21 protein-coding genes are annotated in these 23,441 nt (G+C 72.5%); 11 read left to right on the top strand and 10 right to left on the bottom strand.

Translation table 11 applies throughout. The annotated features are described in order from the left end of the window. Positions 1-56 precede the first annotated feature (56 nt). Genes ABD901_RS38175 through ABD901_RS38160 form a run of 4 tightly spaced genes read left to right on the top strand, consistent with a single transcriptional unit; the run spans position 57 to position 3,784 of the window. Complete coding sequence (locus ABD901_RS38175; RefSeq protein WP_345134839.1) at positions 57-512, top strand: Lrp/AsnC family transcriptional regulator; 456 nt, start codon at positions 57-59, stop codon at positions 510-512. Then, positions 509-1,891: an aspartate aminotransferase family protein gene (locus ABD901_RS38170; RefSeq protein ID WP_345135036.1), complete on the top strand. Its 1,383-nt coding sequence runs from the start codon at positions 509-511 to the stop codon at positions 1,889-1,891. The genes ABD901_RS38175 and ABD901_RS38170 overlap by 4 nt, the downstream gene beginning before the upstream one ends. Then, positions 1,876-2,496: a pyridoxamine 5'-phosphate oxidase family protein gene (locus tag ABD901_RS38165; protein ID WP_345134837.1), complete on the top strand. Its 621-nt coding sequence runs from the start codon at positions 1,876-1,878 to the stop codon at positions 2,494-2,496. The genes ABD901_RS38170 and ABD901_RS38165 overlap by 16 nt, the downstream gene beginning before the upstream one ends. Further along, the gene (locus tag ABD901_RS38160) at positions 2,438-3,784 is read left to right on the top strand and encodes an NAD(P)/FAD-dependent oxidoreductase (protein ID WP_345134836.1); all 1,347 of its coding nucleotides are present in this window, start codon (positions 2,438-2,440) and stop codon (positions 3,782-3,784) included. The genes ABD901_RS38165 and ABD901_RS38160 overlap by 59 nt, the downstream gene beginning before the upstream one ends. A gap of 100 nt (positions 3,785-3,884) precedes the next feature. On the opposite strand, the gene ABD901_RS38155 is transcribed toward ABD901_RS38160, so the two are convergent. Beyond that, entirely contained in the window at positions 3,885-4,334 is a 450-nt protein-coding gene (locus ABD901_RS38155; RefSeq protein WP_345134834.1) for a metallopeptidase family protein, read from the bottom strand. A 119-nt stretch (positions 4,335-4,453) separates the two neighbouring features. Between ABD901_RS38155 and ABD901_RS38150 the strand changes: the two genes are divergently transcribed. Then, positions 4,454-4,807 carry a DUF3499 domain-containing protein gene (locus ABD901_RS38150; RefSeq protein WP_345134832.1) on the top strand — a complete coding sequence of 118 codons (354 nt, stop codon included), beginning with the start codon at positions 4,454-4,456 and terminating at the stop codon, positions 4,805-4,807. An 85-nt stretch (positions 4,808-4,892) separates the two neighbouring features. Here the strand turns inward: ABD901_RS38150 and ABD901_RS38145 are convergent, their stop codons facing one another. The 3 genes from ABD901_RS38145 to ABD901_RS38135 all read right to left on the bottom strand — a co-directional run bounded on the left by ABD901_RS38145 (position 4,893) and on the right by ABD901_RS38135 (position 10,116). Then, entirely contained in the window at positions 4,893-5,150 is a 258-nt protein-coding gene (locus ABD901_RS38145; protein ID WP_033364663.1) for a WhiB family transcriptional regulator, read from the bottom strand. A gap of 689 nt (positions 5,151-5,839) precedes the next feature. Beyond that, a complete protein-coding gene (locus tag ABD901_RS38140; RefSeq protein WP_380139925.1) occupies positions 5,840-8,320 on the bottom strand; it encodes a bifunctional FO biosynthesis protein CofGH in 2,481 nt (826 codons plus the stop codon). 143 nt (positions 8,321-8,463) lie between these two features. Next, a complete protein-coding gene (locus ABD901_RS38135; protein WP_345134828.1) occupies positions 8,464-10,116 on the bottom strand; it encodes a hypothetical protein in 1,653 nt (550 codons plus the stop codon). A 147-nt stretch (positions 10,117-10,263) separates the two neighbouring features. On the opposite strand from ABD901_RS38135, the gene cofD reads away from it, so the two are divergent. From cofD to ABD901_RS38120, 3 genes are read left to right on the top strand one after another with little or no spacing between them, the layout of a single operon-like run. Beyond that, positions 10,264-11,220, top strand: a complete 957-nt coding sequence (gene cofD / locus ABD901_RS38130) for a 2-phospho-L-lactate transferase (RefSeq protein WP_345134826.1) — start codon at positions 10,264-10,266, stop codon at positions 11,218-11,220. Beyond that, the gene (locus ABD901_RS38125) at positions 11,217-12,296 is read left to right on the top strand and encodes a coenzyme F420-0:L-glutamate ligase (RefSeq protein ID WP_345134824.1); all 1,080 of its coding nucleotides are present in this window, start codon (positions 11,217-11,219) and stop codon (positions 12,294-12,296) included. The genes cofD and ABD901_RS38125 overlap by 4 nt, the downstream gene beginning before the upstream one ends. Next, positions 12,293-12,838, top strand: a complete 546-nt coding sequence (locus ABD901_RS38120; RefSeq protein ID WP_345134822.1) for an NUDIX hydrolase — start codon at positions 12,293-12,295, stop codon at positions 12,836-12,838. The genes ABD901_RS38125 and ABD901_RS38120 overlap by 4 nt, the downstream gene beginning before the upstream one ends. 78 nt (positions 12,839-12,916) lie before the next feature. On the opposite strand, the gene ABD901_RS38115 is transcribed toward ABD901_RS38120, so the two are convergent. Both ABD901_RS38115 and ABD901_RS38110 read right to left on the bottom strand, forming a co-directional pair. After that, positions 12,917-14,038, bottom strand: a complete 1,122-nt coding sequence (locus ABD901_RS38115) for a mannose-1-phosphate guanylyltransferase (protein ID WP_345134820.1) — start codon at positions 14,036-14,038, stop codon at positions 12,917-12,919. 110 nt (positions 14,039-14,148) lie between these two features. Further along, positions 14,149-15,297 (bottom strand): glycosyltransferase family 4 protein, encoded by a 1,149-nt coding sequence (locus tag ABD901_RS38110; protein ID WP_345134818.1) that lies wholly within the window; start codon positions 15,295-15,297, stop codon positions 14,149-14,151. A gap of 293 nt (positions 15,298-15,590) precedes the next feature. Here ABD901_RS38110 and ABD901_RS38105 point away from each other — a divergent pair, with 293 nt between their 5' ends. From ABD901_RS38105 to ABD901_RS38095, 3 genes are all read left to right on the top strand, one after another. Next, complete coding sequence (locus ABD901_RS38105; RefSeq protein ID WP_345134817.1) at positions 15,591-16,265, top strand: TIGR03089 family protein; 675 nt, start codon at positions 15,591-15,593, stop codon at positions 16,263-16,265. A 147-nt stretch (positions 16,266-16,412) separates the two neighbouring features. Next, positions 16,413-16,940, top strand: coding sequence for a SigE family RNA polymerase sigma factor (locus ABD901_RS38100; RefSeq protein WP_345134816.1), 528 nt, complete (start codon positions 16,413-16,415; stop codon positions 16,938-16,940). After that, positions 16,933-17,748: a hypothetical protein gene (locus ABD901_RS38095; protein ID WP_345134815.1), complete on the top strand. Its 816-nt coding sequence runs from the start codon at positions 16,933-16,935 to the stop codon at positions 17,746-17,748. Before ABD901_RS38100 ends, ABD901_RS38095 begins: the two co-directional genes overlap by 8 nt. A gap of 3 nt (positions 17,749-17,751) precedes the next feature. Here the strand turns inward: ABD901_RS38095 and ABD901_RS38090 are convergent, their stop codons facing one another. The 4 genes from ABD901_RS38090 to ABD901_RS38075 form a co-directional block, all read right to left on the bottom strand. Beyond that, entirely contained in the window at positions 17,752-19,701 is a 1,950-nt protein-coding gene (locus tag ABD901_RS38090; RefSeq protein ID WP_345134814.1) for an acetoacetate--CoA ligase, read from the bottom strand. Between the two features lie 164 nt (positions 19,702-19,865). Beyond that, positions 19,866-20,954 carry a hypothetical protein gene (locus ABD901_RS38085; protein WP_345134813.1) on the bottom strand — a complete coding sequence of 363 codons (1,089 nt, stop codon included), beginning with the start codon at positions 20,952-20,954 and terminating at the stop codon, positions 19,866-19,868. After that, positions 20,954-21,493 carry an RNA polymerase sigma factor gene (locus tag ABD901_RS38080; RefSeq protein WP_345134811.1) on the bottom strand — a complete coding sequence of 180 codons (540 nt, stop codon included), beginning with the start codon at positions 21,491-21,493 and terminating at the stop codon, positions 20,954-20,956. The genes ABD901_RS38085 and ABD901_RS38080 overlap by 1 nt, the downstream gene beginning before the upstream one ends. Before the next feature lie 49 nt (positions 21,494-21,542). Continuing rightward, positions 21,543-22,064, bottom strand: a complete 522-nt coding sequence (locus ABD901_RS38075) for an acyl-CoA thioesterase (protein WP_345135034.1) — start codon at positions 22,062-22,064, stop codon at positions 21,543-21,545. Positions 22,065-23,441 lie beyond the last annotated feature (1,377 nt).

Raw genomic sequence — 23,441 nt, 5'->3', positions numbered from 1 at the left:
GTTTACCGGCCGTGGAATTAGTTGCCAACGGCCGGGTCCTAGGTAAGAATCCACACGTGACCGAGCCCGTCCTCGACGACGTCAACAAGCGGATCATCGAGCAGCTGCAGCGAGATGGTCGCATGTCCTACGCCGCCCTTGCCAAGGTCGTCGGCCTCTCCGAGGCCGCCGTCCGCCAGCGGGTGCAGCGCCTGCTGGACACCGGCGTCATGCAGATCGTGGCCGTCACCGATCCCCTGACACTGGGCTTCGCCCGGCAGGTGATGATCGGGGTCAAGGTCGAGGGAGACCTTCGGCCGGTCGCGAAGGCGCTCGCCGCTGTGCCGGAGATCGATTACGTGGTCATCTGCGCCGGCGGCTACGACCTGCTCGTCGAGCTGGTGTGCACGGACGACGAGCACCTGCTCGACCTCATCAACGACACCGTGCGGAGCGTCCCGGGCGTGACGGCCACGGAGACCTTCGTCTATCTCAAGCTCGCCAAGCAGACCTATGCGTGGGGGACCCGATGAACACCGACCAGCAACCCGACGCCGCCAACCTCGACGCCGCCGCCCGCGAGCACCTCTGGATGCACTTCACGCGGCTGTCGGCCTACGCCGAGTCACCGGTTCCCGTGATCGTGCGCGGTGACGGCCCGTACATCTACGACAGCAACGGCCGCCGCTACCTCGACGGCCTGTCCGGGCTCTTCGTCGTGCAGACCGGCCACGGCCGGCAGGAGCTCGCCGACGCCGCCGCCAAGCAGGCCGCCGAGCTCGCGTACTTCCCACTGTGGTCGTACGCCCACCCCAAGGCGATCGAGCTGGCCGATCGCCTGGCGGACATCACGCCCGGCGACCTGAACCGGGTCTTCTTCACCACCGGCGGCTCCGAGGCCGTCGAGAGCGCGTGGAAGCTCGCCCGGTCCTACTTCAAGCGCACCGGCAAGCCGCTCAAGACCAAGGTGCTGTCCCGCTCGATCGCCTACCACGGCACGTCGATGGGCGCCCTGTCGATCACCGGCATCCCGGTGCTCAAGCAGGACTTCGAGCCGCTGGTGCCCGGCGCGTTCCGGGTGCCCAACACCAACTACTACCGCCGTCCGGACGAGTCGATGACGCCGGAGCAGTTCGGTGTGTGGGCCGCGGACCGCATCGCCGAGGCGATCGAGTTCGAGGGGCCGGACACGGTGGCGGCGGTGTACCTCGAGCCGGTGCAGAACGCCGGCGGCTGCTTCCCGCCGCCGCCCGGGTACTTCCAGCGCGTCCGGGAGATCTGCGACCGCTACGACGTGCTGCTCGTCTCCGACGAGGTGATCTGCGCGTTCGGCCGGCTCGGTGAGTACTTCGGCTCCACGCGCTATGGCTACCAGCCCGACATCATCACCTGCGCGAAGGGCCTGACCAGCGGGTATGTGCCGCTGGGCGCGATGCTCGCCTCCGACCGGCTCGCCGAGCCGTTCCTGGAGGGCAAGAACTGGTTCGCGCACGGCATCACCTACGGCGGGCACCCGGTCGGCTCCGCCGTGGCGCTGGCCAACCTCGACATCTTCGAGCGCGAGGGCCTCAACGAGCACGTGCGCGACAACTCGCCGCTGTTCCGCTCCTACCTGGAGCGCCTCTACGACCTGCCGATCGTCGGCGACGTGCGCGGCGACGGGTACTTCTTCGGCATCGAGCTGGTCAAGGACAAGGCCACGAAGGCGACGTTCGACGACGCCGAGAGCGAGGCGCTGCTGCGCGGCTTCCTGTCCAAGGCGCTCTTCGACGCGGGCCTGTACTGCCGCGCCGACGACCGCGGCGACCCGGTGATCCAGCTGGCGCCGCCGCTGATCTGCGACGAGAGCCACTTCGCCGAGATGGAGCAGATCCTGCGCGCGGTGCTGACCGAGGCATGGGCGCGCCTGTAGAGCGCACGCGGATCCGCCGCCTGCCCGACAAGGCGGTCCGCGAGCGCTCGACGCTGCACGCCGTGCTCGACGCCGGCACGGTCGCGCACGTGGCGTTCGTCCACGATGGACAGCCGTACGCGGTACCCGTTGCGTACGGCCGCGAAGGCGACACCGTGCTCATCCACGGCTCCACGGGCAGCCGGCTGTTCCGGCTCCTCGCGGCGGGCGCGCCGTGCTGCCTGACCGTGACGCTGCTCGACGGGATCGTGCTGGCCCGCAGCGCCTTCGAGACGTCGATGCGGTACCGCTCGGCGATGGTCCTCGGCGCCTGCACGGTGGTCGAGGACCAGGTGCCGGCGCTGCGCACGATCAGCGAGCGCATCCTGCCGGGGCGGTGGGCGGTCGTCCGCCCGCCGTCGAAGAAGGAGCTCGCCCAGACCCTCGTGCTGGCGCTTCCGCTGGCCGAGTGGTCGGTGAAGGTGAGCGACGGCTGGCCCGAGGACACGCCCGAGGACGAGGGGTGGGACCCGCCCACCGGCGTCATTCCGATCCGCGAGGTGCGCGATGAGCTTCTGGATGTCGGTACTGCCACAGACGCCGCCCCGCCCGCCGCTCCCCGGTGACGCGGAGGCCGACGTGTGCATCGTCGGCGCCGGATACACGGGCCTGTGGACCGCCTACTACCTCGCCGTCGCCGACCCCTCCCTGCGCATCGTCGTGCTGGAGGCCCGCACCGCGGGCTTCGGCGCGAGCGGGCGCAACGGCGGCTGGTGCTCGGCGCTGTTCCCCAAGTCGGTGCCGGCCCTCGACCGCGCATACGGCCGCGAGCGCGCCCTCGCGCTCAACGCCGCGATGGAGGCCACCGTCGACGAGGTCGGCCGGGTCGCCGCCGCGGAGGGCATCGACTGCGACTTCGCCAAGGGCGGCACCGTGGTGCTGGCCCGCACCCCGCTGCAGCTCGAGCGGGCCCGGCACGAGGCCGACGAGGCCGCCGGCTACGGCCTCGACCTGCGCCTGCTCTCGGCCGGCGAGGCCCGCGAGCGGGTCGGCGCGACGGGCGTGCTCGGCGGCACCTACACGCCGCACTGCGCCGCGATCCAGCCGGCGAAGCTCGTGCGCGGCCTCGCCGAGGCGTGCGAGCGCCGGGGCGTGCGCATCCACGAGCAAACCCCGGTCACCCGCATTGCGCCGGGCCGTGCCGAGACGCCGCACGGCACCGTGCGGGCCCCGATCGTCGTGCGCGCCACCGAGGGCTTCACGCCGCGCCTGCCGGGCCTGCGCCGGGCGATCGCGCCGGTGTACTCCCTGATGATCGCCACCGACCCGTTGCCGGCGTCGTTCTGGTCCGAGGCCGGCCTGTCCGATCGCGAGACCTTCACCGATCACCGCCACCTCATCATCTACGGCCAGCGCACCGCCGATGACCGCCTGGCGTTCGGCGGCCGCGGCGCGCCGTACCACTACGGCTCGGCCGTCGAGGAGTCCTTCGACCTCGAGCCGCGGGTCTTCGCCGAGCTGCGCCGGGTGCTCGGCGAGCTCTTCCCGGCACTGGGCGACGTGCCGGTGGCGCACGCCTGGGGCGGCCCGCTCGGCATCGCCCGCGACTGGATGGCCTCGGTGGGCCTCGACCCGGCGACGGGACTGGCCTGGGCCGGCGGCTACGTCGGCGACGGCGTCGGCACCACCAACCTGGCCGGCCGGACGCTGGCGGACCTGATCCGCCGCGTCGACAGCGACCTGGTCACGCTGCCGTGGGTCGGCCACCGCTCGCCGAACTGGGAGCCGGAGCCGCTGCGCTGGCTGGGCGTCAACGCCAGCCTGCGGCTGATGACGGCCGCGGACACGGCGGAGGCCCGCACCGGCCGCCCCTCCCGCCGCGCCGCCCTGCTGGGCCGTCTGATCGGCGCGTAGGACCGGCCAGTCGCCCGGGCCGGCGCGGAGCGCGGCGATCGCTCACGCCGGCCGGCGACACCAGCGACTTCCTCGGCGGCGCTCTGACGGCCGGCCGGGCTCAGCCCTCGAGGTCGTCGGGCGAGACGCCCAGCAGGTTGGCGACCTGCTCGATGATCACGTCGTGCACGAGGTCGGCCAGGTCGTCGTGGTCGGCGGCGCGGAACTCCAGCGGCCGGCGGTAGAGCACGATGCGCGGCGGCACGCCGTGGCGGCCGGGGCGGCCGGGCAGCAGGCGCGCCAGCGGGACCTCGCCGTCCTCGAGGACGTCGGAGTCGTAGACGTTGAGGTCGGGCGGCACGTCCTCGACCGCGAACTCGACGCCGGCGAGCTCCTGGGAGAAGCGCTGCTCGAGCTGTTCGACGGAGTCGAGCACCAGATCGTCGAACATCTCGGCGCGCGTGCGGGACATCGGCAGGGATGCGGGGACCAGGCGGCCGCGCAAACCCCGGCCATGCCGATCGCGACCGCGCCGTCCCGGTCCACTGCGTCGTCGGTCTGGGCTCGCCACGATGTCAGAGTAGCGCCAGCCGACCCTATCGCCCGAGCGAGCGTGTCGCCGTAGTCACCCCCGGCGTGTCGCGGGGCTACCGGTACAGCGCGATGGCCCGGGGGAGATACGGTTCGGCCGTGAGGACCCCACGTCGATGCTCGCGCAACGGTTGCCCCCGACCCCCCGTTGCGACGTTGACGTATGTTTATGCCGAATCGACCGCAGTTGTCGGTCCGTTGGCCGCATTCGCCGAGCCGCACTCCTACGACCTGTGCGAATCACACGCCCGCGGGCTGACGGCGCCGCGGGGTTGGGACCTGGTACGGCACGAGGGCGAGTACGGGCCGCCCCCACCGACGAACGACGATCTCGTCGCGCTCGCCGAGGCCGTGCGCGAAGCCGCCCGTCCCGCACCGCGTCGCGAGGAACCGGATCAGCAGCATCCGCTCGGCCGGCGTGGGCACCTGCGCGTCATTCCTCCGGACGCATAAATATTAATTACCGGCGCATTTACCCACGAAAAGGGCGCCGACCCCAAATTCGGATGTCGGCGCCCAATTTCGAAATCCCGATCTGCTAAGCAGCCCGTCGCTTGAGCTTGCGGCGCTCGCGTTCCGAGAGCCCACCCCAAATCCCGAAGCGCTCGTCGTGCCCCAGCGCATACTCCAGGCAGTCCGCCCGCACCTCGCAGCGCGAGCAGATGCGCTTGGCCTCGCGCGTCGACCCGCCCTTCTCCGGGAAGAAAGCCTCCGGGTCGGTCTGCGAACACAGAGCGCGCTCTTGCCACTCCGGAGCGTTACCCAGCAGGTCGGCCACGACTGGTCGGCCGTCCATCAGCGTGCCTCCTTCTTGCGCACCGGCGTCAATGCCGGCGCAACCCCCCACGCGGAAGGCGCATGTCCTACAAGGTTGCTGTACCTCGGCGCGGTGTTCCCATATGCCCGCTTGGTGGCGACTTGCTACCAACCCAACGAACATCCCCCGTGAAATTACACGCGTGTAATGCGTGCGTCGTCAAGCCGAACCTGCTAAATAGGCCCGGCCGGGCGATGGCTTGCACCCCCCTGTCCTACCCATACCGACGCAGCCCCGCCGGAGGTAACGGGCAACACGCCGGACGCGCCGGAAGAGCCTCGGCAACCTTGCTCGAGCCGCCGCGGCAAGCGGCCGAACTGCGCCGATGTGCGGCAAAACGCCGAGATCCGACGCCACGGCCCGCCCATGATCCGCCGTCCGCTCCTGGGCACCGCCGCATCCGTGATCGCGAACTGGGCTCCTCGCGGGCCTGGGGACTGTGATCGCGATGGTCCCGACGACCTGCGCGGCGCTGCCGACGCCGACGTTTTCACCCTTGGCCGTACTACGGCGGGTCGCGGGCCGTCACCCCTGAAGTTCACCTTGGGCGCCGCCGAATTCACCCCGGGAAAAAGCCGCGCACCGCCTTGTACGGCGCATAACCGAAATGTCGGATATGTCCGTCACGGAGTGGCGGACATATCCGGATTCGCACCGTTGATGGCGGATCAGGCGTCGGCGCCCACCCGGCCGTAGACCGTCGTTCGCTGGCGGACCGGGCGGCCGGCCGCGGCGGCGATCGCCTCCAGCTCCTCGCGGGTGCGGGCCGAGCCGTGCTCCGAGCCGGCCATCCGGGAGATGGTCTCCTCCATGAGCGTGCCGCCGAGGTCGTTGGCGCCGCCGCGCAGCATCGCCACCGTGCCCTCGTCGCCCAGCTTCACCCACGAGCACTGGATGTTGTCGATCCGGCCGTGCAGCAGGACGCGGGCCATGGCGTGCACGGCGCGGTTGTCGCGCAAGGTCGGGCCCGGGCGCGCGATGCCGGCGAGGTAGATGGGCGCGCTGTGGTGCACGAACGGCAGCGCCACGAACTCGGTGAAGCCGCCCGTGCGGTCCTGGATGCCGGCGAGGACGCGGAAGTGGCCGAGCCAGTGGCCGGGGTGGTCGACGTGGCCGTACATCATCGTGGAGCTCGACCGGATGCCCAGCTCGTGCGCGGTGCTCACCACCTCGACCCACGCGGACGTCGGCAGCTTGCCCTTGGTGAGCACCCAGCGGACCTCGTCGTCGAGGATCTCGGCGGCGGTGCCGGGGATCGTGTCGAGGCCGGCCTCCTTGAGCTGGGTCAGCCAGTCGCGGATCGGCACGCCGGCCTTCGCCGCGGCGGTGACGACCTCCATCGGGCTGAAGGCGTGCACGTGCATGCCGGGCACGCGGTTCTTGACGGCGCGGACCAGCTCCGCGTAGGCGCCGACCGGCAGCTTCGGGTCGATGCCGCCCTGCATGCAGACCTCGGAGGCGCCGGCCCGCCACGCCTCCTCGGCACGGTCGGCGACCTGCTCGTAGGAGAGGCGGTAGGCGTCGGCGTCGCGCTCGCGCTGTGCGAAGGCGCAGAAGCGGCAGCCGACGTAGCAGACGTTGGAGAAGTTGATGTTCCGGTTGATCACGTAGGTGATGTCGTCGCCGACCGCCTGGCGGCGCAGGTCGTCGGCGATGCGCACGAGCTCCTCCAGGCCCGGGCCGTCCACATTGAACAGTGCCAGGGCGGCCGACTCGTGCTCGGGCAGCAGCAGGCTGCCCGGGTCACTCTCGGCGCGCGCGAGTCCACTGTGGACGTCGGTGTCGAGGCGCTCGGGCGCGGACCGGGGCACGCGCGTGGCGACCTCGTTCCAGTCGCCGTAGACGGTGTCGAAGTCTCCCCGCCGGTCCGCGCTTCGCCCCTCGGCGTCGATCGCGGCGAAGAGGTCGGTGCGGCCGCTGTCCTCGTGCCCGCCGTCCGGCTCCTGCCAGGGCAGCCCGGCCGGGAGCGCGCCCTCATCCGCGAGGCCGGTGTCGCGCTCCATGAGGGCCTCGACGTGCGCGGTCAGCCGGGCGTCGAGCCAGGGCACGCCGCGGCGGGCGTACTCCGGGTAGATCGTCAGGCGCTCCCGCAGTACGAAACCGGCCGCCTTTGTCCTTTCCGCGAGCTCGTCGAGGGCCGGCCAGGGCCGTTCCGGGTTCACGTGGTCCGGCGTCACCGGGGACACGCCGCCCCAGTCGTCGATGCCGGCGCGGATCAGCAGCGCGTACTCCTCGTCGATGAGGTTGGGCGGCGCCTGGATGCGCGCCTTCGGGCCGAGCACCAGCCGGGCCACGGCGATGGTGGCCGCGAGGTCGTGCAGCTCGGCGTCGGGCATCCCGCGCATCGCCGTGTCCGGCTTGGCGCGGAAGTTCTGGACGATGACCTCCTGGATGTGCCCGTACTCCCGCATCGCCCGGCGCATCGCGAACAGCGAGTCGGCGCGCTCGTCGAGCGTCTCGCCGATGCCGATGAGGATGCCGGTGGTGAACGGCACGCCGACCCGGCCGGCGTCCTCGAGCACCCGCAGGCGCACGGCCGGCTCCTTGTCCGGCGAGCCGTAGTGCGGGCCGCCCGGCTCCGACCACAGGCGGGTCGCGGTCGTCTCGAGCATCATGCCCATGCTCGGCGCGACCGGCTTGAGCCGCTGCAGCTCCGCCCACGACAGCACGCCCGGGTTGAGGTGCGGCAGCAGGCCGGTCTCCTCGAGCACGGCGATGGCGCAGGCCCGCAGGTAGGACAGGGTCGAGTCGTAGCCGCGCTCGTCCAGCCAGCGCTTCGCCTGCGGCCAGCGCTCCTCGGGCCGGTCGCCGAGGGTGAACAGCGCCTCCTTGCAGCCCTGCCGTGCGCCCTCGCGGGCGATCTCGAGGACCTCGTCGATCTCGAGGTACTCGGCGGGCAGCCGGTGCGGCACGGTCGCGAACGTGCAGTAGTGGCAGCGGTCCCGGCACAGCCGGGTGAGCGGGATGAACACCTTCTTCGAGAAGGTGATGACGCCCGGGCGTCCGGCGTCGGCGAGGCCCGCGTCGCGCACCGCGCCCGCGATCGCGAGCAGGTCGTCGAGGGATGCGTCCCGGGCGGTCAGGAGCACGGCCGCCTCGGTGGGGTCCAGCGCGCGGCCGTCCGCCGCCCGCCGTAGCGCCCGCCGCATCGCGTTGCTTTCGGTACCTCTGCCTTCAGACGTCACGCTTTGCAGCGTATGCCGCCGGATCGCCGATCCACGCGCGCCCGGCGTGTGACTTGTTCCCCGTGGCCGCTCTCGGTGCCGCGACCACGGGGAACGCGCCGGATTCGCTAGCTGGTCGGCGGGATCGCCTGGGTGCGCTGCGTCTCCTCGCCGTCGTCGCCCTTCTTCCCGGTGCCGGGCTGCAGCACCGTCGTGGCGTCGGGGTCGGCCTGCGGCGCCGGCGAGAGGACCGCCGTGCCCTCCTCATCGGGCTGCGGCGCGGCGTCGGGCTGGGCCGGGGACAGCCCCGCCGTGCCGGTCGGCTCGTCGCTGCTGGACGCCGGGGAAAGCACCGCGGTGCCCTCCTCGTCCGACTGAGCCGGAGACAAGCCCGCGGTGCCGGTCGGCTCGTCGCTCGGCGCCGGGGACAGGCCCGCGGTGCCGGTGGCGTCCTGGGTGGTCTCGGCCGGCGGGTAGGTGGAGGTGCCGCCGGGCCAGCCGGCTGAGGCGAACCCGCCGGGCGGGGTGGACGGGCCGCTGTCCGCGGGCGACGCCGAGACCGGCTCGTCGGCGACCGGGGTCGGCGCGGGCGCGGTGTACGCCGCGAACGGCGAGCTGAGCGGCGGCGCGGACGACGGCGACGCGGAGACGGGCTGCGCCTCGGCGGCCGGCGGGGCCGGGGTCGCCGGCGCGCCGAAGCTGGGCGCGGCGGCGGGCGGGGCGGTGTAGCCGGGCGCCGCGTACCCGGGCTGGGCGTAGCCGCCCGACGTCGGCGCGGCGGCCGGTGCGCCGCTGGCGGGCGCGGCGCCGGGCTGCACGCCGGCCGTGGCCGCCGGGGTGGCGTAGCCGGGCGGGGTGAACGCGGCCGTGGCCTGCGCCTGCGCCGGGTAGCCGGGCGCAGCGCCGGCGACGACGCCGGGCGCGGCCGGGTTGACCGGCGTGGCGCCGGTCGGCTGTGCCCAGCCGGCGGTGGCCGGCTGCTGCTGGTGCTGTTGCTGCGCGTACGCCGCCGCGTAGGCCTGCTGCTGCGCCGCCGCTGCCGCGGGCTGCGCGCCGGTGACGTAGCCGGTCTGCTGGGCGTACTGCTGCTGCGGGTAGGCGTAGCCGGCCGGCGGGTACTGGTAACCGGGCTGGCCGTAGACGGGCGCGACCGGCTTCGGCGCGGTGAACGCGCCGAGGTAGATGCGCGCGGTCAGGAACAGCCCGAGCGCGACGAGCCCGAGCGTGGCCAGGTGCTCCAGGAAATAGGAGACGCCGTAGCCCTTGGCAACGTACTCGCTCTGCAGGTCGCCGATCACGCCGGCGAACAGCAACACGACGCCGAAGAGGGAGCCGATCGCGTACTCCACGAGCGCGCCGATGACGACGGTCTTCGCCCGGCGGCTGACCGGCTCCACGTGCGTGACCAGCAGGACCGCGATGATCGGCAGCAGGATCACCTGGAAGCCCAGGATGTTGGTGAAATGAACGCTCGCCGTGTCGAGGAACGAGTTGAACATGGCGGTGAGCAGCTCGATGAAGCCGCCCAGCAGGAAGAGCCCGGCGGCGCCGAGCAGACCGAAGGCGGCCAGCTCGCGGTAGGGCTCGAGCAGCCCGCGGGCCTTCTTGGCGTCCAGCGACGGCACGGGAGCGGCCGGCATCGCCTGCACGTGCTGCGGCACGGCGCCCACGACGGGCACGGCCTGGGTCGCCGGGCCGGCGGCGGGGGTCTGGTACGCGGCCGCGGCCGGCGGCGGCGTGAACGCCCCCGTGGGGGTCTGATCGGGTGGCTGGGTGCTCACTGGCTCTCCCGAAGTGAACGGTCCGAGTTGCTGTCGAGTCGAAGGTCCGTGTAAGAGGTCGCCAGCAGCCTAGCCCCCGGCGGCGATTCCTGCGTGCGCAAGAGACCCCGCACAGCGCGGTAACGGCGGTGGGGCAGGATTGAAGGCATGCGGATCGTGGTTCTGGCCGGTGGGATCGGTGGCGCGCGCTTCCTGCTCGGCGTGCGCGCATATGCGCGGGAGACGGGCGCCGAGGTGACGGCGGTGGTCAACGTCGGCGACGACGTGACGCTGCACGGGCTGCGGATCTGCCCGGACCTCGACAGCGTGATGTACACGCTCGGCGGCGGCGCCGACCCGGAGCGGGGCTGGGGCAGGGTCGGGGAGAGCTGGACCGTCAAGGAGGAGCTCGCCGCGTACGGCGCGGAGCCCACCTGGTTCGGCCTCGGCGACAAGGACATCGCCACCCACCTCGTGCGCACGCGGATGCTTGACGCCGGGTATCCGCTCTCCGCGGTCACCGAGGCGCTCTGCGACCGCTGGCAGCCCGGGATCCGCATGCTGCCGGCCAGCGACGACCGCGTGGAGACGCACGCCGTCGTCGAGATCGACGGGGCGACCAAGGCGATCCACTTCCAGGAGTGGTGGATCCGCCACCGCGCCGACGTGCCGACGCAGCGCTTCGTGTTCGTGGGCGCCGAGACGGCCAAGCCGCCCGCGGGCGTGCTGGACGCCATTGCTCAGGCCGATGTGGTACTCCTGGCGCCGAGCAACCCCATCGTCTCCATCGCCCCGATCCTGGCCGTCCCGGCCGTGCGCGACGCCGTGGCGACCGGCCGCGCCCCGGTCGTCGGCGTCTCCCCCATCATCGGCACCGCACCGGTGCGCGGCATGGCCGACAAGTGCCTCGCCGTGATGGGCGTCGAGTGCTCACCGGCCGGCGTCGGCGGCCTGCTCGGCGCCCGCGCCGACGGCGGCGTGCTCGACGCCTGGCTGGTGGACGAGACCGACGCCGGCGTCGAGGTGCCCGGGCTCACCGTGCGCGCCGTGCCGCTGTGGATGACCGACGAGGCCACGACCGCCGCGATGGTCCGCAACGCGCTGTCCACGGTCGGCGTCGCATGACCCCGTCGCTGGAGATCCGCCCGGTCACCGGCATCGGCGACGTCCGGCCGGGCGACGACCTGGCCGCGCTCATCACCACCGCCGCGCCGTGGCTCGCCGACGGCGACGTGCTCGTCGTGACCAGCAAGATCGTGAGCAAGGCCGAGGGGCAGCTGGTCGAGATCCCGCTCGACGAGCCGGCCCGGGAGGCCGCCCGCGAGGCCGCGCTGCGCGCCGAGACGGCCCGCGTGGTGGCTCGGCGCGGCGCGACCCGGATCGTGCAGACGCACCACGGGTTCGTGCTCGCCGCGGGCGGCATCGACGCGTCCAACGTCGACCCGACCCATTTGGTGCTGCTGCCGAAGGACCCGGACGCGTCGGCGCGCTGGCTGCGCGAGGAGCTGCGCGAGCGCTTCTCGCTCGACGTCGCCGTCGTCATCACCGACACGATGGGCCGCCCGTGGCGGCTGGGCCTCACCGACGTGGCCATCGGCGCGGCCGGCGTCGACGCGCTCGTGGACTACCGGGGCCTCCGGGACACGTACGGCAACGAGCTCCAGCTCACCCAGATGGCCCAGATCGACCAGCTGGCCTCCGCCGCCGAGCTGGTGAAGGGCAAGACGGCGCAGGTGCCGGTGGCCGTGGTGCGCGGCTTCGCGGTCCGCTTCCCGCGTGAGCACGGCAGCGGCGCCGCCGAGCTCATCCGCGGCGCCGACGCCGACCTCTTCTCGCTCGGCACCGCCGAGGCGGTCGCCCGGGGCCTGCGCGCCGCCGCCGACCTCCCGGACGCGCCCGCGTTCGCACCCGCCGGCGAGCCCGTCCGGCTCCCCGACCTCCCGTTCCCGACAACACGGAGCGTGACCGTTCCGCCCAACACTGTGGCGGCCGTCGTCGTCTGGTCCCCCGCCGGGGACTTGCGCGCCGCGGCCGAGGCGGGCCGACGCGCCGAGCGCCTGCGCGCCGTTCTCGCAGCTGACGGCCTCGCGACGGCATGGCTCGAGATCGAGGACCCGGCCGTGCTGGTCGGCGATCTGCCACACGGCGGCGTGCCCCTCGGCGTGCTCGCGATCGGGCGCGGTAGCCTGCCGTCACTATGATGCTGCACGAGGACGCTCTCGCCGTACTGTCGGACTGGTCGGCTCCGACCCCGGAGGCCGAGGCCACCCGCCAGCGTTTCCTGGAGTTCGTACGACCGGACCCGGCCACCGTCTGGCGCGAGCACAACGGCGGCCACGTCACGGCGAGCACGCTGGTCGTCGACGCCGCCGCCGAGCGGGTGCTGCTGTGCCTGCACGGCCGGATCAAGCGCTGGGTCCAGCTGGGCGGGCACTGTGAGCCCGGCGACGCCACCATCGCGGGCGCGGCCCTGCGCGAGGCGACGGAGGAGTCGGGCATCGTCGGGCTGCGCATCAGCGAGGCCCCGATCGGCCTGGACGTGCACCACGTGTACTGCTCGGGCGGGCCGTCGCTGCACTACGACGTCCGATACGCGGCGATCGCCCCGCCCGGCGCCGTCGAGTTCGTCAGCGCGGAGTCGGCGGCCCTGGGCTGGTTCGCACCGGACGCGTTGCCCGACCCGTTGGCGGACGCGACGGAATCCCTGGTGGCACCGGCCCTGGCCTGGGCAAAGCGCTCCTGACCTCGCCGGGAAAATGAGCACGGGCCGGCGCGGTCAGCGACGGCCCGTGCGACGGTAGGGGTCGGGACGAAGGTCCGGTCAGAGCAGCTCGATCGAGCCGCGCTCCTTCAGCGAGTCGACCAGCTTCTTGACGTCCTGGGCACGGGCGCGCGGGCAGATCAGCAGGGCGTCCGGGGTGTCGACGATGATGAGGTCGCTGACGCCCACCGCGGCCACCAGCCGGCCCGAGCGCGGCACCACGACCACGCGCTCCGAGTCCTGCATGAGGACCGTGGGCTTGGCCGGGTTGCCGGGGTCGACCGTCACGTCGGGGCCGAGCTCGACGACCACGTTGCCGGCGGTGTCGGTCTCCAGCAGCTCGCCCAGGGTGTGGAAGTCGCCGACGTCGTTCCAGCCGAAGTTGCCGGGGACCGTGCCGACCAGGCCGGCGCGGCCGGCGCCCTCCATGACCCCGAAGTCGACCGAGATCTTCGTGAGGCCGGGCCACAGCTCGGCCAGGACCTCCTCGCGGTCGCGGGTGTCCCAGGCCTCGGCGATGCGGCGCAGGCCGTCGTGCAGCGCGGGCTGCTGGCGGGCCAGCTCGTCGAGGAAGACGTCCACGCGCCAGACGAACATGCCGGCGTTCCACAGGTACTCGCCGGACTCGACGTAACGCTGTGCGAGGTCCAGCTTCGGCTTCTCGGCGAACTCGGCGACCTTGCACACGTCGGCGGTGCCGGTGGGCTCGCCGACGTGGAGGTAGCCGTAGCCGGTCTCCGGGTGGGTGGGCGTGATGCCGATGGTCATCAGCAGCCCGTCCTCGGCGCCCTGGATCGCTCGCGTGAGCGTGTCCGTGAACGCCGGCACGTCGCGGACCAGCTGGTCCGCGGCGAACGCGCCCATGAGGGCGCGCGGGTCACGGCGGGCGATCACCGCCGCGGCGAGGCCGATCGCGGCGCAGGAATCGCGCGGGGTCGGCTCGACGAGGATGTTGCCCTCCGGCAGGCTCGGCAGCTGCCGAGCGACGGCGGCCGCGTGTGCCACGCCGGTCACCACGAACGTGGACTCGTGCGTCGCCAGGCCTTCCAGCCGCCCGTAGGTCGCCTGGAGCAGCGACAGCGGGGTGCCGGTGAGGGCATGGAGAAACTTCGGATGGCCGGCTCGCGACAGCGGCCAGAGCCGCGTGCCGCTGCCACCTGCAGGAATCACCGCGTAGAACACGGGCACATCATGCCCAGTCGAGGGCACCCTTCCACAACTCGTGGGTGTCGCGTTCATTACTAGAATCGCCTAACCCGGTTTCGGAAGGTGACGTTCGAGGTCACCCTGGGCTAGTACCCTCGCGGGCCCGCGGCTCTGGCCCAGGCGGCGAGGTGAACCTCGGCGCTGGACTCCCAGGTGAACTCCTTGGCGCGAGCGGCGCCGGCCTTGGCCAAAGCGTTACGTCGCTCGGTGTCGTCGAGCAGCGCCGCCAGGTCACGGGCGATCTCGTCGGGGCTCGGGCCGGTGTAGGCGACGGCGTCGCCGCCGACCTCGGGCAGTGAGAGGCGGGGCGTGGTGAGGACCGGCGCTCCGCAGGCCATGGCCTCCAGGATCGGCAGGCCGAAACCCTCACCGAAGGACGGGTAGGCGGCCACGATCGCGCCGCCGAGAAAGCCGGGCAGGTCGGCGTAGCGCAGATACCCGGGGCGCAGCAGGCGCAGGTGGCTGGGCACCTCGGCGATGGCGGCGTCGATCTCGTCGTCGTGGCCCTGGCCGCCGGCCACCACGAGGGCGGGCGGGTCGGCCCGGTCGCGCACGGCGGAGATCCAGCCGCGCACCAGGCTCGGCACGTTCTTGCGGGGCTCCTTGGCGCCCAGGAAGGCGATGTACTCCGTGGTGCCGAGGCCCAGCCGGGCGCGCACGCGGGCCTTCTCGTCCTCGCTGGGCGCGTGGAAGGCCATCGGGTCCACGCCGTGATACGCCACGTCGATGCGCGTCGGATCGGCGTCGAGCAGCCGGATCAGCTCGTCGCGGGTCGCCTTGCTGGGCACGATGACCCGGCTGGCGCGCCGCAGCGACGTCTTGATCGCGGAACGGAAGAAGGTGCGGCGGGACTTGTCGTAGTGCTCCGGCTCGGTGAAGAACGTAGCGTCGTGGACGGTCACGGTCACCGGGCAGCCGGCCCGCAGCGGGCACGTGTAGAAGGGCGAGTGCAGCACCTGCGCGCCGACCTGCTGGGCGAGCATCGGCAGGCCGGTCTGCTCCCAGGCCAGGCGCGCCGGGCGGTGCGCCGCAGCGGCGGGCGCGGACATGATCCGTGCGTTCGGCAGGAGCCTGCTGTAGCGCTCGGCGTCGGTGCGCTGGCAGACGACGGCCAAGTCGGCCTCGAGGGCGCCGAGTGCGCCTAACAGGCCGTCTACGTAGCGCCCGACACCGCCTCGGTCGGCTGGGACACTCGTGGCGTCAACAAGCACGCGTGGCGGACGGCCGGGGGTCACTTGGCGACTCCTTCTGGACTCGATGCGACTTCTCGGCCAAAGCCTACGCCCGATCCCCCGATGATCGATGTCCACGACGCGACTAGCGACGTGAGTTCCACCCAGGATTCAGCCTGAATCAACTCACGTGTTCAGTTCATCGACAGCGCGTGAGCGGCGGTGTCAGTGCGTGCTGGATCATGACGCTGGGTAAGCAAACGTTAGGGTCAGAACAAGAGCAGTCGACGCCATCTCGCTTGCCCCATCTCGCTGGTGATGCGGGTGAGTCGCTATGGAAGGGATTTTCTGGACATATGGGGAATACAATTCCTTCACTCTTCGCGGGGGTTGTCGGCCGGGACCCGTCGCTTCCGTTCCTGACGTACTACGACGACGCCACGGGCGAGCGAACCGAGCTGTCCGGCGCGACGCTGGCGAACTGGGTGTCCAAGACCGCCAACCTGCTCGTCGACGGGTGCGGGCTCGGGCCGGGCGATGTGGCCGCGGTGCGCCTGCCGCCGCACTGGCAGACCGCGGCGATCCTGCTGGGCGCCTGGACGGCCGGGCTGAACGTTACATACGGCGAGCCGACTGCGGCCGGGTCCGACGTGGAGTTCGCGTCGCTGGCCGCGGCCGAGACCGGCGCGCCGGGGCCCGCCGACCGCTACGTGCTCGGCCTCGCCCCGATGGGCCTGCCGATGCGCGGCGGGGTGCCGGCCGGCTGGGCCGACTACGTCGCCGAGGTGCGCCAGTACGGCGACCACTACCCCGGCCCGCCCGGCGGCGCGGGCACCGAGGACCTCGTCGCGCGCGCCCGCGCGCTGGGGCTGCCGGGCGGACGGCTGCTCGTCGACGCGGTCGCGCACCCCGACCCGGTCGAATGGCTCGTCGGCCCGCTCGCGGCCGGGGCGAGCATCGTGCTGAGCGTCAACAGCGACCCGGAGAAACTGCCTGGTCGCGCCGCCGCCGAGGGTGCGACGGCGATCTGAGAAATTCTTTGCAACCTTTCGTGCGCGCCGGCGTGTCGATGGATGACACCGCCAACCGGCGGACGTCTCCACCTCCTCGGGCAAGGGACGGCTTCGATGGTCGCGGCGGCACGGGGCTCCGCGGCCAACGAAGTCGATCTAGGCTGCATGGGTCTCGTTCCCGACCGGAGTTCCGCACCGTTGGCCGTTGCGCCCGAGTTCGCCGACTTCTACTCGGCGACATTCCCGCAACTCCTGACACAGCTCCACGCGTTCGTCGGTGACCGGGCCGAGGCGCAGGACTTGGTCCAGGAGGCGTACACGCGCGCCTTCGCCCGCTGGGAGGCGATCTCGCGCTTCGAGGACCCCACCGGCTGGGTCCGTCGCGTCGCCTGGAACCTCGCGATCAGCCGCTGGCGGCGGGCCAAGCGGTTGCTGCACTTCCGCCGCGATCTCGCGCCCGCCGACGTCGACGGCCCGGACGGGCTGGCGCTGGACCTCACCCGCGCCCTGGCCAAGCTGCCGCCGACCTACCGGCAGGCCGTGATCCTGCACTATGTTGCGGATCTGCCGGTGCGCGACATCGCGACATTCACCGGCGCCGCGGAGGGCACCGTGAAGGCCCGCCTGCACCGCGCGCGAACGATGCTGAACGAGCTGCTCAGCCTGGACGACGGGCGGTCACACAATGACTGACCTCGATCCGCTGCGGGAGCGCTTCGAGGCGTTCCGGGACCGGTCCGTCCGCACCGCGCGCCCGCCCGGCCCGGAGTCGATCCCGGGCGTGCTGCGCCGCCGCCGGCGCCGCAAGGCGTGGACCGCCGCGGCCGCCGCCGCCATCGCCGTGCTCGCCCTGGCCGTGGTGCCGACGCTCGGCCCCGCGCCGCACCCGCCCGACCCGGCCATCTCCGACTCGCCGACCGCGAGCCCGACCGGCCACGAGCCGGCTCCGACCTCGGCGCCGCCCGGCAGCGGCTCGCCGGGGGTCCAGGCCGGCGCGCCCGCCGGCAGCGCGACCGCGAAGCCGTCGAGCTGCTCGACGCCCGCGGACGGCAACGCCGTCGGCGATCCCTACGTGTGGGGCAACGACGTGTACAACGGCGGGCCCTACGCGGTCCGACCGACCGACTTCTTCGACAAGTGCCCGGCGTACCGGCTGCGCTTCGTCCAGGCGCGCTACGCGTGGAACCGCGACCGTCAGATGATCGTGCTCACCTCCAGCACCGAGGCCTTCCTGACGAAGGCGTCGCCGACGTATCCGGCGCCCGTCTTCAAGGCGCCCGACCCGTGCGGGGAGGGCCTCGTGGCGCTGCAGACCACGAAGCCGATCCCGACCAGCATCTCCAACTCGGTCCAGGACTCCCCGGGTGCATACCTGAACGTGCTGCAGAAGCACGCCTACGCGGCCTTCAGCCACTGGACCTTCAAGAGCACCGCCGAGGTGCGCGCCACCAGCGGCTGCGGGCCGCCCGCGGCGTCGCCGACGCCGTCCGCGACGCCCTGAGGCTCAGCCCCGGGCGGCGCGGATGTCGGCGAAGTAGCGCAGCGACTCGGGGTTGGCCAGGGCGCCCTTGGCCGCCGCCCGGTCGATCGGCGTGCCCGTGAGGATCCGCTTCACGGGCACCTCGAGCTTCTTGCCCGACAGCGTCCGCGGCACCGCGTCGACCTGGAACACCTGGTCGGGCACGTGCCGCGGGGAGAGCGCGGTGCGCAGCTCCCGGGCGATGCGGGCGCGCATGGCGTCGTCCAGCGCCACGCCCTCGCGCAGGACCACGAACAGCAGCAGCTCGCCCGCGCCGCCTTCGGGGTCCTCCAGGTGTACCACCACGGAATCCACGACCTCGTCCAACCCCTCGACCACGGAGTAGAACTCGCTCGTGCCCAGCCGCACGCCGCCCCGGTTGAGGGTGGCGTCGGACCGGCCGGTGATCACGCAGGCGCCGGACTCGTCGATCGTGATCCAGTCGCCGTGCCGCCAGACGCCCGGGTAGACGCCGAAGTAGGCCTCGGCGTAGCGGGAGCCGTCCTCGTCGCCCCAGAAGCCGACCGGCATGCTCGGCATCGGCGCGGTGATCACCAGCTCGCCGAGCTCGCCGACGACCGGGGTCGCGTCGGCCGCGAAGGCCTCGATGCGCGCGCCCAAGGCCCGGCACGCGATCTCGCCGGCCCGCACCGGCAGCAACGGCACGCCGCCGACAAAGGCGGTGCACACGTCGGTACCCCCGGACGCCGACGCCAGCAGCACGTTCTCGGACACGGCCTCGTACACCCACTCGAAGCCCTCCGGCGGCAAGGGTGCGCCGGTGGAGCCGACCCCGCGCAGCCGGCTCAGGTCCGCCAGCTCGCGCGGCACCAGGCCGGCCTTGCGGCAGGACAGCAGGAACGGCGCGGACGTGCCGAAGTACGTGGTGCCGGTCTCCTGCGCCACACGCCACAGCCAGCCGAGGTCGGGGTGCGCGGGGTTGCCGTCGACGAGCACGATCGCCGAGCCCACCGCGGGGCCGGAGACCAGGTAGTTCCACATCATCCAGCCGGTCGTGGTGAACCAGAAGAACCGGTCGCCGGGCCCGAGGTCGTGGTGCAGGGCGAGCATCTTGAGGTGCTCGAGCAGGATGCCGCCGTGTCCGTGGACGATGGGCTTGGGCAGGCCGGTCGTGCCGGAGGAGTACAGGACGTAGAGCGGGTGCTCGAACGGCACCGCCTCGAACGCGAGCGGCTCGTCGGTGTCGGCGGTGAGCTCGGCCCATTCCCCGTTGGCGGCGGGGTCGAGGTACCCGATGCGCACGACGTGCTCGAGCGAGGGCAGCGCCTGCCGGATCGCCTCGACCTCGCCGGCGCGGTCGATGGCCTTGTCGCCGTAGCGGTACCCGTCGACGGCCACCAGGACCTTGGGCTCGATCTGCTGCCAGCGGTCGACCACCGAGCGGGTGCCGAACTCGGGCGCGCAGCTGGAGAAGATCGCGCCCAGGCTGGCCGCGGCGAGCAGCAGCACGAACGTCTCGGGGATGTTCGGGGCGTATGCGGCGACCAGGTCGCCGGGCCCGACTCCCAGCCGGCGCAGCCCCGCCCGCGCCCGGCGCACCTGATCGCGCAGCTCCACGGCGGTCAGGTCGACCGGGCCGCGGGTCTGCGACCGGGCGATCACGATCGGCTCGTCGTCGGCGACCCCGGGCATGCGCAGCACGTGCTCGGCGTAGTTGATCCGGGCGCCGGGGAACCAGCGGGCGCCGGGCATCCGCGCGTCGGCGAGGGTGGCGGTGGGCTCGGCGTGCGTGACGACCTCGAAGTAGTCCCAGATCGCGCCCCAGAACTCGGCCGGCTCGTCGACCGACCACTGCCACAGCGCCTGGTAGTCGCCGAACGCCTTGCCCCGCTCGGCACCCAGCCAGCGCATGAACGCCCCGATCCGGGTGTGGTCGAGCACGTCCGCCGGGGGTCGCCAGAGCACCTTTGCCATTGGACCATCTTGCGGTACGCCCGAACGATCGCTCAGTGTGGCCCGCCCCTACGCGATCCCTCGTTTCGGTGTGGCCGACACACGCTGATGATCCGGATAAGTCATGACAGCTCCGCGGTCACGACTTATCCGGATTTATCATCTTTTACTTCCTTGTCTTCTTTTTACTTTTTGGCCTTCCCCGACGGCGCTAGGGAGGGCTTGACCCCCGGGATCGGCCGCGGCTGGGTGCCGTAGTCGACCAGCGTGACGTTCTCGCCCGGCGCCAGGCCCTCGCCCAGCGTGACGTTGCCGGCGAACCGGCCGGTGACCGAGTCGAAGAGCACGCAGTCGGGGTTGCCCGACGGCCCGGCGTCCGCGCGGAACATGCACACAAGGTCATACGCCTTGCCATCGATCTGCATGCCCGCGCCCTTGACGTCGGGCATCTTCGCGAGCGCCTTGTAGATCGCTGCCCGCTGCGCCGGGGTCCAGAACGGCTCCGAGTAGTGCAGCAGCTCGTAGGCGTCCTTCCAGATCATGCCGTCGGCGCCCCGGCCCGGGTACACGGCCTGCGCCCACTGCCGCCACGCCCCCAGCAGCTGCGCCGGGTCCGCCGGCAGGCTCGCCACGTACTGCGTCGTCGGCCGGTGCATGTTCGCCGGCTGGGTCGCCGCCGCGTCGATCTCCTCCTGCGCCGAGACCACGTCGGTGTTCGTCGCGCCCCCGTCGGTGCTCCGAATGCGCAGCGGCACCATCGCTTTCGGGTCCATCCAGACCTCGTGGATGTTCGCGTTCGGGCCAAACGCGAGGTTGTACGACTTGATGTACAACACCTTGCCCTCGCCGATCTCCAGCGGCGACGCGCCCGCGGCGGCGGAGGCCAGGCGGTCCATCGCGGCGACCGCCTTCGCGTGCGTCGCGCCGGCCTCGTTGACGATCGCCGCGCCCGCGGGCGCCCGGGTGCCCGGCGTCACCGGCAGGTCCTTGTCGGCCTTGTCGGTCACCGGCGCCACGGCCGGTTTCGTCGCCGCCTGCTCCCCGCCGCCGTCGCCGCCACCGGCACCGCCGCCCGCGACGGCCACCGCGCCGACGACCACGGCCACCGCCGCGGCCGCGCCGGCGCCGGTCAGCAACCACTGCCGCCGGCGCCGCGGCGGACGGTACTCGCTGCTCGCGAGGCGGTAGCGGCCCTTGACGAGCACGCCCTCCGGCGGCTCGTCGAGCGCGCTGCGGAACTCCCGCAGCGCCGTCAAATCACGTTCTTCATCCATCATTCCGCCTCATTCAGCGCTGTTCGCAACTTGGTGCGGGCCCGGTGCAGCGCCGACTGGACCGTGCCCAACGGCAGGTCCAGAGCCTCGGCGATCTCGGCGTAGGACAGATCGGCCACCGCGAACAGCAGCAGAACGTCGCGCTGGCGGGCCGGCAGCTTGGCGAGCACCCGCGCGATGAGGCGCGCCCGCTGGCCGGCGTCCACCCGTTCGTCCGACCGCGCCGCGTGGCTCTCCGTCGACAGCGGCGCCAGCAGCGGGTCCGCGCCGGTCCGGGCGAGCGCCCGGTAGCCGCGCACCTCGTCGCGGCGATGGCGGAACAGCACATTGGTGGCGATGCCGAACAGCCACGGCAGCGGGTCGGCGCCGTCGGCGATGGTGTGGCGCTTCTCGTACGCGACGAGGAACGTCTGCGCCACCGCGTCCTCGGCGAGATCTGGCCCCACGCGGCGCGCGCAGTAGCGGTACAGCGCCCTTGCGTGCCGGTCGTAGAGGGCGGTGAAGCCATCCGCGATCAAGAGGTTGCCTTCCGGGTCCACGCCTTGTTCTTGTCCGCTGCGCGCCGGCGTGTTCCCCGCGGTTTACGATCTATTTGGTACTGCGATGACGCTGGATGGCTTCCCGACGTGCGAGACGGTGCTCGCGTCGGATTTCCGCCTCTCGCCAGCGCCCCTCGTTGGCGGGCGAGTCGGGCACCACCGCGGGCACGGTGCGCGGCTTGCCGTCGGCGTCGACCGCCACGAACACGAGGTAAGCGGTGGCGACGACCAGCGGCGCGGACTCGCTCACCTCGTCCCACCGCTCGGCGTCGAGGCGCACGCCGACCTCCATCGACGTGGTGCCGGTCCAGTTGACCTGGGCATATGCGTGCACCAGATCGCCGACCCGCAGCGGCTCGACGAACACGATCTCGTCGATCGAGGCGGTCACCGCGATCCCGCCGCTGTGCCGCGCCGCCGCCGCACCGGCAACATCGTCGATGAACTTCATGATCACACCGCCGTGCACCGTTCCGTACAGGTTCACGTCGACGGCGGTCATGATCCGGCTCAGCGTGACCCGCGAGTAACCACTGGGACGGCTGGTCGGTCGGCCGGTGTGCTCGGTCATGCCAAAGACGGTACGGTGCGACCCATGCGACACGTCGGAAGCCTGATCGCGGGGATGTTGATCGCCCCCCTCGCGTGGCTGCTGATCGCCATCGGCCAGCAGAAGTCTTCGGCAACCGTCGTCGACTGGGTCGGAAGCGGCGCTTTCGACTCCGTCGACCTGTTGCTGCCCGCGGCTTACCTGCTGGGCGCCGGCCTGATCATCGGCCTGATCGCCACACTGCGCATCTCCCCCGTCGGCCCGATCGTCGCCGGCCTGGCCCTGCTGGGCACCTACGTCAGCCTCTTCATCGACCCGATCTCGGTGTTCAACAGCCTGGACCCGATCGACATGGGCTTCGCCACGGCCGACCTGCGCGTCCCGGTCACCAACGGCACGACGGCCGTGCTGGGCCTCGCGCTGCTCGTGGCCGCCGCGAGCGTGAAGCGCTGGCGGCCCTGGCCCACGGCGGTGGCGCTGCCGGCCGCCGGGGGTCCCGAGACGTCGGACGTCCACGAGTACCCGCTGGGCCACGGCCCGACGCCCCCGCGTCCGGTGGCCGCGCGGCCCCCTTACGGCGCGATGCCGCCCAGCCCGACCACGGTGTTCCCGGCCGCGGCCACTTCGGTGCTGCCGCAGCCCGGGGGTTACCCGCAGCCCTCCGACGAGACGCAGCCGGTGCCGCCGCCGCCCGGTTCGCCCGTTGGCGGCGGGTATCCGTCGTTCGCGCCGCCGGTCGTTCCCGGGCGGCCGGTCGTCTCCGGGCCGCCCGCTCCCGTGATTCCTGGACCGCCCGTCTCCGCGCCTCCTATGTCCGGATCTCCTATGTCCGGACCTCCTATGTCGGGACCACCCATGTCTGCGTCGCCCATGTCTGCGTCGCCCATGTCTGCGTCGCCCATGTCGGGCCCGCCCGTTTCCGGGCCGCCGGTGTCCGGGCCGCCGCCGGGGCCGTTCCCGCCTGCGCCGGCCGGGTCGGCGGGGCCCGTCAGTGCGCCGAACTGGTTGACGCCGGAGCCTGCCGCGCCCGCCGCGCCCGTCGCGATGCCTTGGGGTGGGGCACCGGGTGGGGGTGCGCCCGCGGTCGGTGGCTCCGGGGATCTGCCCGTTCGGCCGCAGACCGCGCCGGTTACGCCGCCTCCGCCGTACGGGGGTGGGCAGCCGCCGATCAGCGCCGCTCCTGGGGCGCCGGTCGAGGGGGCCACCGCTTACAGCCGTGGTGCGCAGTCCGCTTCGCCACCTCCGGTCACGACGCCTCCCGTTTCCACTCCGCCGGTGTCGCCGCCTCCGGTTTCGGCTCCCCCGGTTTCGACGCCGCCCGTTTCGGTGCCTCCCGTTCCGACGCCGCCCGTTTCGGTGCCTCCCGTTTCGGTGCCTCCCGTTTCGGTGCCGCCGGTC

Origin of the sequence: Dactylosporangium darangshiense (assembly GCF_039537565.1) — a bacterium.
In the GTDB taxonomy this organism is placed as follows: Bacteria; Actinomycetota; Actinomycetes; order Mycobacteriales; family Micromonosporaceae; genus Dactylosporangium; species Dactylosporangium darangshiense.
Note: the sequence above shows the minus strand (reverse complement) of the source record. Positions and strands in the feature narration are given on the sequence as shown.

Coding starts and splice junctions, on each gene's coding strand:
- ABD901_RS38170 (WP_345135036.1), top strand. CDS start 509: ATGAACACCGACCAGCAACCCGACGCCGCCAACCTCGACGCCGCCGCC.
- ABD901_RS38165 (WP_345134837.1), top strand. CDS start 1,876: ATGGGCGCGCCTGTAGAGCGCACGCGGATCCGCCGCCTGCCCGACAAG.
- ABD901_RS38160 (WP_345134836.1), top strand. CDS start 2,438: ATGAGCTTCTGGATGTCGGTACTGCCACAGACGCCGCCCCGCCCGCCG.
- ABD901_RS38145 (WP_033364663.1), bottom strand. CDS start 5,150: ATGGACGGCCGACCAGTCGTGGCCGACCTGCTGGGTAACGCTCCGGAG.
- ABD901_RS38140 (WP_380139925.1), bottom strand. CDS start 8,320: ATGCGGCGGGCGCTACGGCGGGCGGCGGACGGCCGCGCGCTGGACCCC.
- cofD (WP_345134826.1), top strand. CDS start 10,264: ATGCGGATCGTGGTTCTGGCCGGTGGGATCGGTGGCGCGCGCTTCCTG.
- ABD901_RS38125 (WP_345134824.1), top strand. CDS start 11,217: ATGACCCCGTCGCTGGAGATCCGCCCGGTCACCGGCATCGGCGACGTC.
- ABD901_RS38120 (WP_345134822.1), top strand. CDS start 12,293: ATGATGCTGCACGAGGACGCTCTCGCCGTACTGTCGGACTGGTCGGCT.
- ABD901_RS38105 (WP_345134817.1), top strand. CDS start 15,591: ATGGGGAATACAATTCCTTCACTCTTCGCGGGGGTTGTCGGCCGGGAC.
- ABD901_RS38100 (WP_345134816.1), top strand. CDS start 16,413: ATGGGTCTCGTTCCCGACCGGAGTTCCGCACCGTTGGCCGTTGCGCCC.
- ABD901_RS38095 (WP_345134815.1), top strand. CDS start 16,933: ATGACTGACCTCGATCCGCTGCGGGAGCGCTTCGAGGCGTTCCGGGAC.
- ABD901_RS38090 (WP_345134814.1), bottom strand. CDS start 19,701: ATGGCAAAGGTGCTCTGGCGACCCCCGGCGGACGTGCTCGACCACACC.
- ABD901_RS38085 (WP_345134813.1), bottom strand. CDS start 20,954: ATGGATGAAGAACGTGATTTGACGGCGCTGCGGGAGTTCCGCAGCGCG.
- ABD901_RS38075 (WP_345135034.1), bottom strand. CDS start 22,064: ATGACCGAGCACACCGGCCGACCGACCAGCCGTCCCAGTGGTTACTCG.